Source organism: Pseudomonas sp. IT-P260 (genome assembly GCF_949768395.1).
In the GTDB taxonomy this organism is placed as follows: Bacteria; Pseudomonadota; Gammaproteobacteria; order Pseudomonadales; family Pseudomonadaceae; genus Aquipseudomonas; species Aquipseudomonas parakoreensis.
This window is the reverse complement of sequence record NZ_CATKPO010000044.1, coordinates 1-16,882: the sequence shown is the minus strand read 5'-3', so window position 1 is coordinate 16,882 and position 16,882 is coordinate 1. Positions and strand designations below refer to the sequence as shown.

General features: G+C 60.8%; 20 protein-coding genes. 13 read left to right on the top strand and 7 right to left on the bottom strand.

The genetic code is table 11. From position 1 onward, the window contains the following. The first annotated feature begins 139 nt into the window (after nucleotides 1–139). The gene (locus tag ACM6HV_RS26005; RefSeq protein ID WP_145596703.1) at nucleotides 140–565 is read left to right on the top strand and encodes a GNAT family N-acetyltransferase; all 426 of its coding nucleotides are present in this window, start codon (nucleotides 140–142) and stop codon (nucleotides 563–565) included. 89 nt (nucleotides 566–654) lie between these two features. Here the strand turns inward: ACM6HV_RS26005 and ACM6HV_RS26000 are convergent, their stop codons facing one another. Beyond that, nucleotides 655–1,005, bottom strand: a complete 351-nt coding sequence (locus ACM6HV_RS26000; RefSeq protein ID WP_041074236.1) for a hypothetical protein — start codon at nucleotides 1,003–1,005, stop codon at nucleotides 655–657. Between the two features lie 134 nt (nucleotides 1,006–1,139). On the opposite strand from ACM6HV_RS26000, the gene ACM6HV_RS25995 reads away from it, so the two are divergent. The 8 genes from ACM6HV_RS25995 (at nucleotide 1,140) to ACM6HV_RS25960 (ending at nucleotide 5,908) form a co-directional block, all read left to right on the top strand. Beyond that, the gene (locus ACM6HV_RS25995; protein WP_414905632.1) at nucleotides 1,140–1,469 is read left to right on the top strand and encodes a DUF6388 family protein; all 330 of its coding nucleotides are present in this window, start codon (nucleotides 1,140–1,142) and stop codon (nucleotides 1,467–1,469) included. Nucleotides 1,470–1,494: 25 nt separating this feature from the next. Continuing rightward, on the top strand, nucleotides 1,495–2,199 hold the full coding sequence (locus ACM6HV_RS25990; protein ID WP_414905631.1) for a YoaK family protein: 705 nt from the start codon (nucleotides 1,495–1,497) through the stop codon (nucleotides 2,197–2,199). A 236-nt stretch (nucleotides 2,200–2,435) separates the two neighbouring features. Further along, entirely contained in the window at nucleotides 2,436–2,828 is a 393-nt protein-coding gene (gene tusD / locus ACM6HV_RS25985; protein WP_041074269.1) for a sulfurtransferase complex subunit TusD, read from the top strand. A 1-nt stretch (nucleotide 2,829) separates the two neighbouring features. Beyond that, on the top strand, nucleotides 2,830–3,186 hold the full coding sequence (gene tusC, locus ACM6HV_RS25980) for a sulfurtransferase complex subunit TusC (protein ID WP_262948707.1): 357 nt from the start codon (nucleotides 2,830–2,832) through the stop codon (nucleotides 3,184–3,186). Continuing rightward, complete coding sequence (gene tusB / locus ACM6HV_RS25975; RefSeq protein WP_121184803.1) at nucleotides 3,186–3,479, top strand: sulfurtransferase complex subunit TusB; 294 nt, start codon at nucleotides 3,186–3,188, stop codon at nucleotides 3,477–3,479. Before tusC ends, tusB begins: the two co-directional genes overlap by 1 nt. Beyond that, nucleotides 3,476–3,811: a TusE/DsrC/DsvC family sulfur relay protein gene (locus ACM6HV_RS25970; RefSeq protein ID WP_131670153.1), complete on the top strand. Its 336-nt coding sequence runs from the start codon at nucleotides 3,476–3,478 to the stop codon at nucleotides 3,809–3,811. The genes tusB and ACM6HV_RS25970 overlap by 4 nt, the downstream gene beginning before the upstream one ends. Beyond that, nucleotides 3,808–4,809, top strand: a complete 1,002-nt coding sequence (locus ACM6HV_RS25965) for a glycosyl transferase family protein (RefSeq protein WP_414905630.1) — start codon at nucleotides 3,808–3,810, stop codon at nucleotides 4,807–4,809. Before ACM6HV_RS25970 ends, ACM6HV_RS25965 begins: the two co-directional genes overlap by 4 nt. A 91-nt stretch (nucleotides 4,810–4,900) precedes the next feature. Continuing rightward, the gene (locus ACM6HV_RS25960; RefSeq protein WP_414905629.1) at nucleotides 4,901–5,908 is read left to right on the top strand and encodes a glutathione S-transferase family protein; all 1,008 of its coding nucleotides are present in this window, start codon (nucleotides 4,901–4,903) and stop codon (nucleotides 5,906–5,908) included. A gap of 113 nt (nucleotides 5,909–6,021) precedes the next feature. On the opposite strand, the gene cysG is transcribed toward ACM6HV_RS25960, so the two are convergent. The 6 genes from cysG to ACM6HV_RS25930 form a co-directional block, all read right to left on the bottom strand. Continuing rightward, nucleotides 6,022–7,416, bottom strand: a complete 1,395-nt coding sequence (gene cysG / locus ACM6HV_RS25955; protein ID WP_047295105.1) for a siroheme synthase CysG — start codon at nucleotides 7,414–7,416, stop codon at nucleotides 6,022–6,024. Then, nucleotides 7,417–8,697 (bottom strand): serine--tRNA ligase, encoded by a 1,281-nt coding sequence (gene serS / locus ACM6HV_RS25950; protein ID WP_003223852.1) that lies wholly within the window; start codon nucleotides 8,695–8,697, stop codon nucleotides 7,417–7,419. A 15-nt stretch (nucleotides 8,698–8,712) separates the two neighbouring features. Continuing rightward, entirely contained in the window at nucleotides 8,713–9,087 is a 375-nt protein-coding gene (gene crcB, locus ACM6HV_RS25945) for a fluoride efflux transporter CrcB (protein ID WP_041074221.1), read from the bottom strand. Next, complete coding sequence (locus tag ACM6HV_RS25940; RefSeq protein WP_003223849.1) at nucleotides 9,087–10,409, bottom strand: replication-associated recombination protein A; 1,323 nt, start codon at nucleotides 10,407–10,409, stop codon at nucleotides 9,087–9,089. The genes crcB and ACM6HV_RS25940 overlap by 1 nt, the downstream gene beginning before the upstream one ends. 147 nt (nucleotides 10,410–10,556) lie before the next feature. Next, nucleotides 10,557–11,177 carry an outer membrane lipoprotein chaperone LolA gene (lolA, locus tag ACM6HV_RS25935; RefSeq protein WP_145596692.1) on the bottom strand — a complete coding sequence of 207 codons (621 nt, stop codon included), beginning with the start codon at nucleotides 11,175–11,177 and terminating at the stop codon, nucleotides 10,557–10,559. A 66-nt stretch (nucleotides 11,178–11,243) separates the two neighbouring features. Continuing rightward, the gene (locus tag ACM6HV_RS25930) at nucleotides 11,244–13,652 is read right to left on the bottom strand and encodes a DNA translocase FtsK (protein WP_084234290.1); all 2,409 of its coding nucleotides are present in this window, start codon (nucleotides 13,650–13,652) and stop codon (nucleotides 11,244–11,246) included. Nucleotides 13,653–13,960: 308 nt separating this feature from the next. Here ACM6HV_RS25930 and trxB point away from each other — a divergent pair, with 308 nt between their 5' ends. From trxB to infA, 4 genes are all read left to right on the top strand, one after another. Further along, a complete protein-coding gene (gene trxB / locus ACM6HV_RS25925; RefSeq protein ID WP_414905628.1) occupies nucleotides 13,961–14,920 on the top strand; it encodes a thioredoxin-disulfide reductase in 960 nt (319 codons plus the stop codon). A gap of 62 nt (nucleotides 14,921–14,982) precedes the next feature. Beyond that, the gene (gene aat / locus ACM6HV_RS25920) at nucleotides 14,983–15,663 is read left to right on the top strand and encodes a leucyl/phenylalanyl-tRNA--protein transferase (protein ID WP_414905627.1); all 681 of its coding nucleotides are present in this window, start codon (nucleotides 14,983–14,985) and stop codon (nucleotides 15,661–15,663) included. A 57-nt stretch (nucleotides 15,664–15,720) separates the two neighbouring features. Beyond that, complete coding sequence (locus ACM6HV_RS25915) at nucleotides 15,721–16,428, top strand: arginyltransferase (RefSeq protein WP_041074211.1); 708 nt, start codon at nucleotides 15,721–15,723, stop codon at nucleotides 16,426–16,428. A 112-nt stretch (nucleotides 16,429–16,540) separates the two neighbouring features. Continuing rightward, nucleotides 16,541–16,759, top strand: a complete 219-nt coding sequence (gene infA, locus ACM6HV_RS25910; protein ID WP_002553999.1) for a translation initiation factor IF-1 — start codon at nucleotides 16,541–16,543, stop codon at nucleotides 16,757–16,759. Nucleotides 16,760–16,882: the final 123 nt, after the last annotated feature.

Below are 16,882 nucleotides of genomic sequence, written 5' to 3'. Positions count from 1 at the left end.
CTCATCAACCGCGTTCGGAATGACGCTGTAAAAGCTAGACCCCGACGCGACAGCGGCGGTTCCAAAGGGATGAGCACGGACTTGGAAAGCGCCCGCCGGGCAGGATAGGCTGCGCGTTCACCTCACAAGGAAGTTGCGTATGACGTTGCGAATCGAGCTGTCACAGAACCCCACGGAAGAACAGCGCAAGGCTATCCTCGAGCCGTTGATTGCGTACAACGACGCCCAGACCGGGGGCTCCACGTCGGAACCGTTCGCCCTGCTGGTGCGCGATGAACACGACGCGATACTCGGCGGCTTGTATGGCCGGGTGATTTTCCAGTGGATGTACATCGAGTTGCTTTCGGTGCCGGAACAGGGGCGCGGCCAGGGTATTGGCTCGAGACTGATGACCATGGCCGAAGAGCTGGCCAACGAGAAGCGCTGCCTGGGCATCTGGCTGGATACCTTCGATTTTCAGGCGCCGGAGTTTTACAGGAAGTTGGGATTCAGCCAGTTTGGCGAGATCGTCGACTATCCGCCGGGGCATAGCAGGCACTATTTCCAGAAGCGCCTGAAGGGTTGAATCTCAAGAGCCCTTCGCGAGCAGGCTCGCTCCCACAATGGAATGCATTTCAAACAGTGGGAGCAAGCCTGCAGCCGCTCAGCGCAATATCAAAGACAGGTCGCCAACCCCGCCAAACGCCGCTTGGCGACAAAATCATCCTTCTGCACGTAGTAATTGAGCACCGTCCCCGACGCATCGCTGGTCACGTCGACAAACGATTCCGCCGAACGGGTATACACCGTCGAGCCGCCCTTCTTGCCCGGTTGCAGATACGCGCCGGCGTCCACGCCAAACACTGCCTCGTCCTGCCAGGCGAATTGCACGCACTGGGCCACGACTTTCTCTGGCTTGTCCGAGGTCAAAACCTTGTAAGGGGCTTTGGTGCGAGAATCGTCCATCACCGAACCCGCGCAGCCCGCCAGCACGGTCGCGGCCAGCGCTACCATCAGAATTCGCATTGCATTCGCTCATTCAGAAAAAAGCGGACTGTATCATCGCAACAGGCAAAATCGTTCTGCTTTACTGCATTTATAGCGCGACACACGCCGGCCGCTCCGGCACCCTAGGGTCATCAGCCTGACAAGGAATACACATGGCGCCCACCGACCAGCGACATGAACAAGCCCTGAAACTGTTTCTCGACGCGCGCCCCGAATTGCGCGAAACCCTCGATCACCTCAACCCGCTGTTGGCCCAGGCCAAGGGCGAAACCCCGGCGCAGTATCGTGAGGAGCGCCTGCACGAAGCCTTCGAGGCTGAGGCGGAGAATCAAGGCCTGTTCGCTTGGGAACTGACCTTGCAGCTCACGGCGCAAACGCCCGAGGAGTACGAGGCTCAGCGCATGGAGGTGCACCGTGAAGTGGCGGAAATGGCCCACATGAGCTGGGCCGATTACTGCGATCTGTACGAGTTGAAACCTTAACCGCTGCTCAAGGATATCGTCACCGATGCTACCCTCCACTTCGACTCATCGCGCCACGTCCGGGCATTTGCATCGGCAGAAATGGCGTGGCCGCATTGGTCTGGCGCTGGTGGCCTGCCTGTCGGTGCTGGCGGGTATGACCGACGCCATCGGCTTCATGGCCAGCGGCGATTTCGTTTCCTTCATGAGCGGCAACACCACGCGGCTGGCGGTGGCGATCAGTGACGGTGACCTCGGACTGACGCTGCGCCTGGTCATTCTCGTCGTCACGTTCGTGATCGGTAACGCCTTGGGGATTGTCATCGGTCGCCTCGGTGGTCGGCGCACACTGCCCTTGTTGCTGTGTATCGCCACCCTGCTGTGCTTCGCGGCAGCGTGGCCGTATGACACGCAACTGCCGGCGCTGCTGGCGGCGATCATCGCGATGGGGATGCTTAACGCGGCGGTCGAGGAAGTGAATGGTCTGCCGGTCGGCCTGACCTATGTGACCGGCGCGCTATCGCGCTTCGGCCGTGGACTCGGCCGCTGGATGCTCGGCGAACGCCGTAACGGCTGGCGGGTGCAACTGGTGCCATGGAGCGGGATGTTCATCGGCGCAATTCTTGGCGCGGTACTGGAACATCATTTCGGGCTTCGGGCGCTGTTCGCCAGCGGCTTGCTGGCGGCGGCGCTCGGTGTGCTGTCGCTGAGCATTCCGCGGCGTTGGCAACTGGGCTATATGCCGCGCTGATCGAAACCTCACTCCCCCCCTGTAGGAGCTGTCGAGTGAAACGAGGCTGCGATCTCTTGATCTTGCTTGTAAAGATCAAGAGATCGCAGCGTGCCGCAGCTCCTACATGGATTCGCACTATGACCGATAGCAGCAGGCGGACAGTTATTCCCGCGCAATCGGTGTGTGCAACTTGGGTTTCGCGGCTGCCTTCATAAAGCTTTATCATGGCCGCAGTTTTGCTGATCGAGTCCGTCATGAAGTTCGCCATTGCGCTGTTTTCCGCCGCCCATGCGCCCTCCTCGCGCCGTGCCCTGCTGTTTGCTCAGGCGGCGCTGGCCGGTGGGCATGAGATTGTCCGGTTGTTTTTCTATCAGGACGGCGTCTACAACGCCTCCGACGCGGTGGTCACCCCGCAGGACGAACTGGACCTGCCCAAACAGTGGCGTGCGTTCATCACCGAGCAACAACTGGACGGCGTGGTATGCATCGCCGCCGCCCTGCGTCGTGGCGTACTGAATGACGAAGAGGCCAGGCGTTATCAGCGTGATGCCGTTGCGGTCAGCGCACCGTGGGAGTTGTCCGGCCTCGGCCAGTTGCACGATGCGGTGCAGGACGCCGATCGACTGATCTGTTTCGGAGGTGCGTGAGATGGCCAAATCCCTGTTGATCATCAGCCGCCAGTCGCCATGGTCCGGCCCCGGCGCCCGCGAGGCGCTGGACATCGTGCTGGCCGGCGGTGCGTTCGATCTGCCGATCGGCCTGCTGTTTCTCGACGATGGCGTGTTGCAACTGGGCGTCGGGCAGAACGCCAAGGCCCTGCAACAGAAAGACCTCAGCGCCAATCTGCAGGCGCTGCCGATGTTCGGTGTCGAAGAACTGTTCTACTGCACCGACAGCGCCAGCGCCCGTGGCCTGAGCACGCTGTCGCTGGACGAAGCGCAGCCGCTCGGCGCCAGCGAAATCACCGCCCTTATTGACCGTTACGACCAGGTGATCACCCTCTGATGTCGACTTTGCATGTGTTGTCTCATTCCCCGTTCGGCGACGAGCGCCTGAACAGTTGCCTGCGCGTGATCGGCGCTGCCGACGCCCTGCTGTTATCCGGTGACGCGGTGTATGCCCTGCAACCCGGCACCGCGCCATTCGCCACGCTGAACGAGCGCCGGGTCAAGCTGTTCGCCCTAGCTGAAGACCTGCAGGCCCGCGCCATCGTTGCTCCCGACTGGGCAGAGGCCATCGATTACCCGGCATTCGTCGAACTGTCGATCCGCCACGACAAGGTCAACAGCTGGCTATGAACTCGATGACTGTCGGCGCCCGCGCCATCGAACTGGACAAGGACGGCTTTCTGGTCGACCTCGATGACTGGTCCCATGACGTCGCCAGCGCCCTTGCCGCTGCCGAGGACATCGAACTGACTGCCGAACACTGGGAAATCCTCGAACTGCTGCGCAGCTTCTACGCGGAATTTCAGCTGTCGCCGGCCACCCGTCCATTGATCAAATACACCGCACTCAAACTCGGCCCGGACAAAGGCAACAGCCTGCACCTGAACCGACTGTTCAAAGGCACCCCTGCCAAACTCGCCGCGAAACTGGCGGGCCTGCCCAAACCGACGAATTGCCTATGACCGACTTTCCAGCGCTGACCCTCGAAACGCCCGCCGAGCACCCGTTCGCGAAGTTCGTGCGAATCCTTGGCAAGGGCAAACGCGGCGCCCGCGACCTGACCCGTGAAGAGGCCCGGGAAGCCATGGGCATGGTGCTCGACGACAAGGTCGAAGACACCCAGCTCGGAGCCTTTCTGATGCTGCTGCGGCACAAGGAAGAAAGCGCCGAAGAAATGGCCGGTTTCACCGAAGCCTTGCGTGAACGCTTGCAGGCTCCAGCGTTGCACGTCGATCTGGACTGGCCGACCTATGCCGGCAAGAAACGTCATCTGCCGTGGTACCTGCTGGCGGCCAAGTGTCTGGCGCAAAACGGCGTGCGCATCTTCATGCACGGCGGCGGCGCGCATACCGCCGGGCGTCTGTACACCGAACAACTGCTTGGCGAGCTGAACCTCCCGCTGTGCCGCACGTGGCAGCAGGTCGGCAACGCGCTGGACAACGGCGGCCTGGCATTCATGCCGCTAATGGACTGGGCGCCGCAGTTGCAGAAGATGATCGACCTGCGCAACACCATGGGCCTGCGCTCGCCGATCCATTCACTGGCACGGATTCTCAACCCGCTGCGCGCCCGTTGTGGCCTGCAAAGTATTTTTCATCCGGGCTATCAAACGGTGCATCGCGAGGCCAGCGGTCTGCTCGGCGACACGGCGATCGTGGTCAAGGGCGACGGCGGCGAGATCGAGATCAACCCGGATGCCGACAGCCATCTGTACGGCACCAAGGGCGGCGAGAGCTGGGATGAAGAATGGCCGCAACTGTCGAGCCAGCGCCACGTCAAACCTGCCTCGCTGGACGTTGAACATCTCAAAGCGGTATGGCGTGGCGACGTGGTCGACAGCTATCCGCAAATGGCCCTGATCTCGACCATGGCCCTGGCCCTGCGTGGCCTCGGTCAAAGCCGCGAGCAAGCCTTTGAAACCGCCGAGCAATACTGGGCCGCGCGCAACAAATCGATTTAACCGATCATAGACGCCCGATCTTTGCGCTTTTTGTTCGAACTCATCGGAATAGACTCGGCTCCAACGCTTATTGGATTCAGGAGTCTTGATCATGGGTTTACTCGTCGATGGCCACTGGCAGGACAAGTGGTATGAAAGCAGCAAGGACGGCGCCTTCCAGCGCGAACAGGCGCAGCGTCGCCACTGGGTCACCGCAGACGGCCAGCCCGGGCCGAGCGGTGAAGGCGGTTTCGCCGCCGAAGCCGGGCGCTATCACCTTTATGTGTCCCTCGCCTGCCCGTGGGCGCACCGCACGCTGATTCTGCGCAAGCTCAAAGGTCTGGAAAGCCTGATCGACGTGTCCGTGGTCAGCTGGCTGATGCTGGAAAACGGCTGGACCTTCGACAAGGCCTTGGGCTCGACCGGTGACAAACTTGATGATTTCGCCTTCATGCACCAGCGCTACACCGCCGACACCCCGGACTACACCGGGCGCGTCACGGTGCCGGTGCTGTGGGACAAGAAACTCAAGCGCATTGTCAGCAACGAGTCGGCGGAAATCATCCGCATGTTCAACAGCGCCTTCGATGGCCTGACCGGTAACGAGCTGGACTTCTACCCGGCACCGTTACGTGGCGAGATTGATGCACTGAACGAGCGGATTTATCCAGCGGTGAACAACGGCGTGTATCGCGCCGGCTTCGCCACCTCGCAACAGGCTTATGAACAGGCCTTCGATGAAGTGTTTGCTGAGCTGGATCATCTGGAGCGAATACTGGGCGCCAATCGTTATCTGACCGGTGAATACCTGACTGAAGCCGACATGCGTCTGTTCACCACGATGATTCGCTTCGATGCGGTGTACCACGGGCACTTCAAGTGCAATCTGCGGCGGATCGCCGATTACCCGAACCTGTCGAACTGGCTGCGTGAACTGTATCAGTGGCCGGGGATTGGCGAGACGGTGGATTTTCAGCACATCAAGAACCACTACTACGGCAGTCACAAGACGATTAATCCGACCGGGATTGTGCCGAAGGGCCCAGAGCAGGATTTCAGCGGGGCGCATGATCGGGCGCGGCTCAACGGGAAAGGGGTTTGGCGTAGAGGCTCTGATTGATTCGGTGTGTTTGAGGGCCTCTTCGCGAGCAGGCTCGCTCCCACAGGGGATTTGTGCACGACACAGATCCAAGGTGGGAGCGAGCCTGCTCGCGAATGAGGCGACTCGGTCTTTTAGACTTGCGCCTGAGCACCCTCGAACCACGCCAGCTTCTCGCGCAGCTGCACCACTTCACCGACGATCACCAGCGTCGGCGCATGCACTTCATGCTCCGCCACCAGACGCGGCAGGTCCGCCAGCGTGCCGGTGAAGACTCGCTGATTGACCGTGGTGCCCTGCTGGATCAACGCTGCCGGGGTGTCCGCGCGGCGACCGTGTTTGATCAACTGCTCGCAAATCACCGGCAAGCCCACCAGGCCCATGTAGAACACCAGCGTCTGCGCCGGGGCAACGAGGTCGGCCCATGGCAGATCGGTGGAACCGTCCTTCAAGTGACCGGTGACGAAGCGCACCGACTGCGCGTAATCGCGATGGGTCAGCGGAATCCCGGCATACGCCGCGCAACCGCTGGCCGCCGTGATCCCCGGCACCACCTGGAACGGAATCCCGTGGGCCGCCAGCTCTTCGATCTCTTCACCGCCGCGACCGAAGATGAACGGGTCACCGCCCTTCAAGCGCACCACCCGCTTACCGGCCTTGGCCAGGTCCACCAGTTGCTGGTTGATCTGGTCCTGCGGTACCGCATGGTCGGAGCGACGCTTGCCGACGTAGACACGCTCGGCATCGCGACGGCACAGCTCAAGAATCGCCGGCGCGACCAAGCGGTCGTACAGCACCACGTCAGCTTGCTGCATCAAACGCAGTGCGCGGAAGGTCAGCAGGTCCGGATCACCCGGCCCGGCGCCCACCAGATACACCTCACCGGTGGTGATGTCCGCCTCGCCATCAATCTTGGCCTGCAACAGACGCTCGGCCTCGGCGCCCTGCCCGGCCAGTTGCCGGTCGGCAATCGGCCCCTGGAACACGTCTTCCCAGAACCCGCGACGCTGCTGCACATCGGGAAACAGGTTTTTCACCTGATTGCGAAAACGTGCGGCAAGACCGGCCAACTGGCCGTAAGTCGAAGGAATCCAGGTTTCGATCTTGGCGCGAATCAGCCGCGCCAGCACTGGCGCATCGCCGCCGCTGGACACCGCGATGATCAGCGGCGAGCGATCGACGATCGCCGGGAAGATCACGCTGCACAACTGCGGCGCGTCAACCACATTGACCGGCACGCAACGCCGATGGGCATCGCTGGAGACCTGGGCGTTGAGCGTTTCATCGTCGGTGGCGGCGATGATCAGGCCGCAGCCGTCCAGATCCGCTTCCACATAACCACGCAACAGGCATTCACCACCGCTGGCAGTGACCAGTTCGCGCAGTTGCGCTTCGATTTCAGGTGCGACCACCCGCAGCAGCGCACCGGCATCGGCCAGCAGGCGGGATTTGCGCAAGGCAATTTCCCCCCCACCGACCACCAACACACGACTGCCGCGCAGGTTGTGAAACAGCGGCAGATATTTCATTTAGCCGATGACCTCAAGGCCACCCATGTACGGTTTCAGTACGTCCGGCACGCGGATCGAACCGTCGGCCTGCTGGTAGTTTTCCAGCACGGCAACCAGAGTACGACCGACCGCCAGGCCGGAACCGTTCAGGGTGTGTACCAGTTCAGGCTTGCCGGTTTCCGGATTACGGAAACGCGCTTGCATACGGCGGGCCTGGAAGTCGCCGCAGTTGGAGCACGAGGAAATTTCGCGGTACTTGTCCTGACTTGGAATCCACACTTCCAGGTCGTAGGTCTTCACGGCGCTGAAGCCCATGTCGCCGGTGCACAGCGCCAGGGTGCGATAAGGCAGACCCAGCAGTTGCAGGACTTTTTCGGCGTTGGCGGTCAGACCTTCCAGCGCTTCCATCGAGGTCGACGGCTCGACGATCTGGACCATCTCGACTTTGTCGAACTGGTGCTGACGGATCATCCCGCGAGTGTCACGACCCGATGCGCCGGCTTCGCTGCGGAAGCACGGGGTGTGCGCGACGAACTTGATCGGCAGCAGTTTCGAATCGACGATTTCACCGGCCACGATGTTGGTCAGCGACACTTCGGCAGTCGGGATCAGGTACAGATCGGCTTCGCCTTCGCGAGCGATCTTGAACAGGTCTTCTTCGAACTTCGGCAGTTGACCGGTGCCTTGCAGCGCCGGGGCCTGAACCAGATAAGGCGTGTAGGCCTCTTCGTAGCCATGCTCGTTGACGTGCAGGTTGATCATGAACTGCGCCAGGGCGCGATGCAGGCGAGCAATCGGGCCGCGCAGCAAGGCGAAACGGGCACCAGAGAGCTTGGCGGCGGTTTCAAAGTCCAGCCAGCCGAACTTCTCGCCCAGCGCGACGTGGTCCTTGACCTCGAAATCGAACTGCGTCGGCGTGCCCCAGCGGCGCACTTCAACGTTGTCGTCTTCGTCTTTACCGACCGGTACCGATTCGTGCGGCAGGTTGGGGATACCCAGCAGGATCGAGTCCAGTTCGGTCTGGATCGCGTCCAGCTCGACTTTACCGGCACTCAGCTCGCCCGCCATGCGCTCGACGTCCGCCATCAGCGGCGCGATGTCTTCGCCGCGCTGCTTGGCCTGACCGATGGATTTGGAACGAGCGTTACGCTCAGCCTGCAGTGCTTCGGTGCGGGTCTGGACGGTCTTGCGCTGTTCTTCCAGCGCTTCGATGCGCGCGGTATCCAGGGCAAAGCCACGGGAAGCCAGGCGGTCCGCTACGTCCTGAAGGTTGCTACGTAACAGTTTGGAATCGAGCATGTCGGTTTCTCGTTATCAAAGTTTGGTCAGGGACAGGCCAGCCCACGTCGCGAGCAGCCCGCCGAATACGCTGATCGCCGCATAGCCCAGGGCCAGCGGCACCTGCCCGCTTTCCAGCAGGCGCACCGTATCCAGTGAAAAGGATGAAAAAGTCGTCAGCCCCCCGAGGAAGCCGACCATCAACCCGGCGCGCACCTCGATCGGCACCTCCGGGCGTATCAAAAACAGGCCGTACAACACGCCAATCAGCAGACAGCCCACGATATTAACGGCCAGCGTCGCGGTATAGAAGTGCCGCGGCCAATTGGCGTTGACCCAGTTAGCGGTGGCGAAGCGCAACAGGGTGCCGGCAATTCCGCCGACGGAGACCGCAACAATCAATGGAAGCACTATTTTCTCCGCTGTCTTGGGCTTAAACGGTCGAGTTGCGCGAGGTGGTTGAGCTTCTCGCCGATCTTCAACTCCAGGCCACGGGGCACCGGTTGATAGAACGGAATGGGCTCGAGCTCTTCCGGGAAATAATCTTCGCCGGCGGCATACGCGTCCGGTTCGTCGTGGGCGTAGCGGTATTCGTCGCCATAGCCCAATTGCTTCATCAGTTTGGTCGGCGCATTGCGCAAGTGCAGCGGCACTTCCAGCGAACCGTACTCGGCAGCCGCGCGCAGAGCGGTCTTGAAGCCCATGTACACCGCGTTGCTTTTCGGTGCGCAGGCGAGATAGGTGATGGCCTGGGCGACTGCCAACTCGCCTTCCGGGCTGCCGAGGCGCTCCTGCACCTCCCACGCCGCCAGGCACAGGCTCAGCGCGCGCGGATCGGCGTTGCCGATGTCTTCGCTGGCCATGCGCACCACGCGTCGCGCCAGGTACAACGGATCGCAACCACCGTCGATCATCCGCGCAAACCAGTACAGCGCGCCATCGGGGTTGGAGCCGCGTACCGATTTGTGCAGCGCGGAAATCTGGTCGTAGAACGCTTCGCCACCCTTGTCGAAGCGTCGTCGGGTGTCGCCGAGCAGGCTTTGCAGCAGCTCGGTGCCCATTTCGCTGTTGTCTTCGGCCAGGTCCGAGGCGTTCTCCAGCAGATTGAGCAGGCGCCGGCCATCGCCATCGGCGGCCGACAACAGCATCTGGAAGCCTTCATCGCTGAGGGTCAGGTTGCGTTTGCCCAGCCCGCGCTCTTCGGTGAGCGCGCGATGTACCAGTTTGCGCAGCGCGGTCTCGTCGAGGCTTTTCAACACATAGACACGGGCCCGCGACAACAGCGCGTTGTTCAATTCAAATGAAGGGTTTTCGGTGGTGGCACCGATGAAAATCAGCGTGCCGTCTTCGACGTACGGCAGGAACGCATCCTGCTGCGATTTGTTGAAGCGGTGCACTTCATCGACGAACAGGATCGTGCGCTTGCCGTACTGCCCGGCCTGCTGTTTGGCGATTTCCACGGCCTGACGGATTTCCTTGACCCCGGCGAGCACTGCCGAGACCGTTTCGAAATGCGCGTCCGAGACTTCCGCGAGCAAGCGCGCCAGGGTGGTCTTGCCCACACCCGGCGGCCCCCAGAAGATCATCGAATGCAGGGCACCCTGCTCCAGCGCCTCACGCAGAGGCTTGCCGCGAGCGAGCACGTGCTCCTGACCGACGTACTCATCCAGATTGGTCGCGCGCAAACGCGCGGCCAGCGGCTGGGCAATCGGTGCACTGCGAAACAGATCCATCACGTAGCGTTGAAACCTCTATTTGATCAGGTCGATCACTTGCCCTTGTGGGAGCGAGCCTGCTCGCGAATGCGGTGCACCAGTCACCGTCAATGTTGAGTGAACCATTGCATTCGCGAGCAGGCTCGCTCCCACAGGGTTTTGGATTTATTCCTGGATAACGTCAGCACCCTTCGGGATGTCGAACTTGAACTTCGACGCCGGCACCGCTTCGTTGGCCTTGACCCCGGTGAACAGAATGTTGGTGCGCTGGCCGACGCTGTCGATCAGTTGCATGTCATTGACCAGGCCGTTGCGGAACGACAGACGCAGACTGTCGAACAGGGTGTCCTTGGTCTTCGGCTTGAGGGTGAAGTCGATCACGCCACCCGCCTCTTTGGCACTGATCTCAAAGCTCTGGCTGATCTTCGACACGTCACCGGAGAGCAGCAGCGCCGGGGTTTGAGTCAGACGCTCGTCGAGCTTCTTGATGGTTGCCTGCTCCAGATCCGGGTCCCACAGGGTGACCTTCTTGCCGTCGGAAACCATGGTCTGCTCGTTTGGCGCTTCGGTGTGCCAGTAGAACAGGCCCGGACGCTGCAGGACCATATCACCGCGAGTTTCCTGCAACTGGGTGCCGCTGCCGTCGAGGGTCAGCTGGGAGAAGTTCGCGGTCAGGGTTTTCGATGTTTCCAGCAATTGCGTCAGACGCGCGACGTCTTTGTCATCGGCGTGGGCCGTGAGCGTGGTCAGCGCCAGTACTGGCAACAGCATGCGGATAAAACGCATGGGAGTCCTCTTGAATACTCGTTGGGAGAGCGGCGGCACATCATGGTGCCGCCTCTTGCTTGGCAATCAGTCGCGCACCGGGCCGGGGGCCAGAACTTCACGCGAACCGTTGGTGTTCATTGAGGTCACGACCCCGGCCATTTCCATGGCTTCGATCATGCGCGCGGCCCGGTTGTAACCGATCTTCAGCTTGCGCTGTACCGCAGAAATCGACGCCCGGCGGCTTTCCAGCACGAACTGCACGGCTTCGTCGTACAGGGCGTCGGTCTCGGCATCATCACCGTCGCCACCACCGCTGCTGCCCTCAAAACCGCTGCCCGCCTCTTCGACACCGTTGAGGATGTCATCGTTGTATTCCGGTGCGCCACGCAGTTTCCACGCTTCCACCACGCGGTGTACTTCATCGTCGGAAACGAACGCGCCGTGTACCCGGATCGGCAGGCTGGTGCCCGGCGGCATGTAGAGCATGTCACCGTGCCCGAGCAGTTGCTCGGCGCCGCCCTGATCGATGATGGTCCGCGAGTCGATCTTGCTCGACACCTGGAACGCCATACGGGTCGGAATGTTGGCTTTGATCAGACCGGTGATCACGTCCACAGAAGGGCGCTGGGTCGCGAGGATCAAGTGGATACCGGCGGCACGTGCCTTCTGCGCGATACGGGCGATCAGTTCTTCGACCTTCTTGCCGACGATCATCATCATGTCGGCGAATTCGTCGACCACCACAACGATGGTTGGCAGCTTCTGCAGCAACGGCGCTTCGTCGTGAATGCTTTCGCGCTTGTACAGCGGATCGCTCAGCGGCTCACCGGCGTCCTGGGCTTCCTTGACCTTGGCGTTGAAGCCGGACAGGTTACGCACGCCCATCTTCGCCATCAGCTTGTAGCGGCGTTCCATTTCGGCAACGCTCCAGCGGAGGGCGTTGGCGGCGTCCTTCATGTCGGTCACTACCGGGCACAGCAGGTGCGGAATGCCTTCGTAGATCGACAGCTCGAGCATTTTCGGGTCGATCATGATCAGTTTGGCGTCATCCGGGCCGGACTTGAACAGGATCGACAGGATCATCGCGTTCACGCCCACCGACTTACCGGAACCGGTGGTACCGGCCACCAGCAGGTGCGGCATCTTGGCCAGGTCGGTGATGACCGGTTTGCCGCCAATGTCGTGGCCCAGGGCCAGAGTGACCGGCGACTTGAAGTTGTCGTACTCGGGGGTCGACAGCACTTCGGAGAAACGCACGATCTGCCGGTCTTCGTTGGGAATTTCGATACCGACCGTGGTCTTGCCCGGAATCACCTCGACCACGCGCACGCTGGTCACCGCCAGCGAACGTGCGAGGTCTTTGGCCAGGTTGGCGATGCGGCTGACCTTGACGCCAGCGGCAGGCTGAATTTCGTAACGGGTAATCACCGGGCCCGGATGGATCGAATCCACGGTGACTTCGACGCCGAACTCCTTGAGCTTGATTTCCAGCAAGTGGCCGACGGCAGCCAGGGATTCCGGCGAATAATTGAGTTGTTTCTTTTCCGCCGGATCGAGAATCGAGATCGGTGGCAAAGTACCTTCCACGGCGCTGTCGACGAACAACGGCACCTGTTTCTCTTTCTGCACGCGCTTGCTTGGTTCCGGTGCTTTGACCGGGGCCGGGGCGATGACCGGCGGCACCTGCTTCTCGCGGTCCGACATATGCTTGCTCAAGGCCTGCTCACGCTCGATCAGGCGCTCCTTGACCTTGGCCTGTTCACGCTTGTCGGTAACGGTCGGCGCCACGACGTCGTGGACGCGGTCATCGACCTCACGCAACTGCGCGACCAATTGCTTGCGCTCGGTACGGGCCGACCACCAGCGGTTGATCGCGCCCTGAAACAGTTCGAACAGGTCGAGGGTGATCTTGCCGGTGACGTCCATCACCTTGAACCACGACAGGTCGGTGAACACCGTCAGGCCGAACAGGAACAGCGCGATGAACAGCAGCGTGCTGCCCTGGATATTCAGGGCGTTGCGTGCCAGGTCACCGAGACTTTCGCCCAGCGCCCCGCCCGCACCCGCCGGCAGACCGGTGGCGGCATGAAAATGGATATGCGCCAGCGCCGCGCCGGACAGCACCAGAAACACCAGACCGATCAGGCGCCAGGAGAACAGCCAGCCACTCCACTGCCAGGGTTCGTGGCGTTGACGGAAGATTTGATACGCCTTGATCGCCAGCAGCAACGGGAAAATGTACGCGAAATAACCCAGCACCATGAACAGGATGTCGGCGCTGTAGGAACCGGCGGGGCCGCCGAAGTTCTGCACGTCGTCGATCTTGCTGTTGTGGCTCCAGCCCGGATCGTCCTTGCCGTAGGTCAGCAAGGCCATCATCAGGAACAGGCACAAGGCACCGATGGCGATCAATGCACCTTCCTTGAGCCGGTAGTGCAATTGCTGGCGCCAGAGCGGAACGACTGTTTTTGGTGCTGCGGTGGATTTCTTCAAAACGCTTCTTTTCCTGCGCCCAAGGCGCGTCCATCTATTGAATGACGATAAAAACTGCCCAATCCAGGCAGGTAAAAAAGTGAACCGGCGCATCTGAGACTACTTTTAACACTGTGCCGCAGCTTTTATAAACACAGCTATAAACACAGCGCTCTACAAATATTCTGTAACAGCCCGGCATTGTACGGGTTTGCGCGGCTGATGCCATGCTTCAAACCCCTTAGCTGAGCATAGCCAACCGCACAAATCCTGCGGTTCAATTTGAGCATGCATTGTCTTTTGTGACAAAGGCTTATGAGGTGTATTTGATGAACGCAGCGAAGCATTCACGCCTGATCATTCTTGGCTCCGGCCCTGCCGGCTACAGCGCCGCCGTATACGCTGCCCGCGCCAACCTCAAACCGGTGGTCATTACCGGGTTGCAGGCCGGTGGCCAGCTCACCACCACCGTCGAAGTCGACAATTGGCCCGGCGACGTCGAAGGCCTCACCGGCCCGGTACTGATGGAGCGCATGCAGAGGCACGCCGAACGCTTTGCCACCGAGATCGTTTACGACCACATCCACACTGCCAAGTTGCAGCAGCGCCCGTTCGAGCTCATCGGCGACAGCGGCACTTATACCTGCGACGCCCTGATTATCGCCACCGGCGCTTCGGCGCAGTATCTGGGACTGCCCTCGGAAGAAGCCTTCGCCGGCAAAGGGGTTTCGGCCTGTGCGACCTGTGACGGCTTTTTCTATCGCAATCAGGTGGTCGCCGTGGTGGGCGGCGGCAACACTGCCGTCGAGGAAGCCCTGTACCTGTCGAACATTGCCAGAGAGGTGCATTTGATCCATCGCCGCGACAAATTGCGCTCGGAGAAAATTCTCCAGGACAAACTGTTCGAAAAAGTCGCCAACGGCAACGTTCGCCTGCACTGGAACCAGAATCTGGATGAAGTGCTGGGCGATGCCAGCGGCGTGACCGGCGCGCGCCTGCGTGACAGCCACACCGGGCAGACCCGCGAACTGGCCCTGACCGGCGTATTCATCGCCATCGGGCATAAACCCAACACCGACCTGTTTCAGGGCCAGTTGCCAATGCGCGACGGCTATCTGCTGGTCAAGGGCGGCAGCGACGGCGACGCCACCTCCACCGAGATCCCCGGCGTCTTCGCCGCTGGCGATGTGGCCGACCACGTCTACCGCCAAGCCGTGATCTCGGCCGGCGCCGGTTGCATGGCGGCACTGGACGCGGAGAAGTATCTGGACGACATTCCTGTCATTTAGCGGCACACTTTATCGCGGGCCTCGCGCCCGCACCGCCCTCCCCTTCTGCAAGCCTGGACGCCATGCTGACTTGGTTACAACGCAATTCCCTGACTTTCCCGCCCCTGGAAAAGGCCATGCGCGATCCCAATGGATTGCTGGCCGCCGGTGGCGACCTGTCCGCCGATCGCCTGGTGCAGGCTTACCGACACGGCTGTTTTCCATGGTTTTCCGAGGGCCAGCCAATCCTCTGGTGGTCGCCGGATCCGCGCACCGTTCTGTTTCCCGACGAACTGCATGTCTCGCGCAGCCTCGGCAAGCTGCTGCGCAAGCAACGCTACCAGGTGACCTTCGATCGGGATTTCGCAGCCGTGATTCGCGCCTGCGCCGCGCCTCGGGTCTACGCCGATGGCACTTGGATTACCGAAGCGATGCAGGACGCCTACCTCGAACTGCACCGCCGCGGCTTCGCCCACTCGGTCGAGGTCTGGGATCAGGGCCAACTGGTCGGCGGCCTGTATGGCTTGGCGATGGGTCAGCTGTTTTTCGGCGAATCGATGTTCAGCCGCGCCGACAACGCCTCCAAATATGGCTTTGCCACGCTGGTGCAGCATCTGAAAGAGGCGGGATTCGTTCTGATTGATTGCCAGATGCCGACCGATCATCTGCACAGCCTCGGCGCCCGGGCGATCCCCCGCCACGAATTCGCCAACTACCTGGCCCGCCACCTGGATCAATCCAGTCGTGCCACCTGGGTTTGCTGAGCGACTTTTGCGCACGTGGCTTACACTTAATTCACCAGCTTATCCCGAGGGTTGATCATGACCGAGTTGGCGCGCTTGAAGTTCTATGCCACTCAGCCTCATTCCTGCAGTTATCTGCCCGAGGAGCAGGCGACGACGCTGTTTCTCGACCCGAGTCAGCCCATGGATGTGCATGTCTACGCAGACCTGTCGGAAATGGGCTTTCGCCGCAGCGGCGATCATCTGTATCGGCCCCATTGCCAGAATTGCAATGCGTGCGTGCCTGCACGCATCCCGGTGGCACAGTTCAACCCCAACCGCCAGCAGAAACGCATTTTCAAACGCAATGCCGATCTGCAGGTGCGCCCGGTAAAACCGCATTTCAGCGAAGAATATTTCGACCTGTACCAACGCTATATCGAACAGCGACACGCCGACGGCGACATGTACCCGCCAAGCCGTGACCAGTTCTCGACCTTTCTGGTGCGCGACCTGCCCTTTTCGCGCTTCTATGAATTTCGACTCGACGGACGGTTACTCGCCGTTGCTGTGACCGATCTGCTGCCCAACGGCTTGTCGGCGGTCTACACCTTTTACGAACCTGACGAGGAGCGCCGCAGCCTGGGGCGCTTCGCGATCCTGTGGCAAATCGCCGAAAGCCAGCGTCTGGGGCTGGAAGCGGTGTATCTCGGATACTGGATCAAGAACTGCAAAAAGATGAACTACAAGACCCAATATCGCCCCATCGAATTGCTGATCAATCAGCGCTGGGTAATCCTGAACTAATCGCGAGCCCTAAACCCCTTGGCTTGAACCCCCTTTTTCGGGCACAATGCACGCCGCTTTTGCCTGGCGCAGTTGCACCGGGCCATTCATTGGACACCGAGGGCTTTACTGCATGTCGAAAGAAGACAGCTTCGAAATGGAAGGCACTGTCGTCGACACCCTGCCCAACACCATGTTTCGTGTGGAGTTGGAAAATGGGCACGTCGTAACCGCGCATATCTCCGGCAAGATGCGCAAGAACTACATTCGTATTCTTACCGGTGACAAAGTGCGCGTCGAGCTGACGCCCTATGACTTGAGCAAAGGGCGCATTACTTACCGCGCTCGCTAATCAAGTCAATACAAGACGCCCGGTTTATACCGGGCGTTTTTGTTTGTCTGGGGTTTGGGTTTGGGTTTGGGTTTGGGTTTGGGTTTGGGGTGTATATCCGTTGCTGCGGTAACGGCCTCTTAT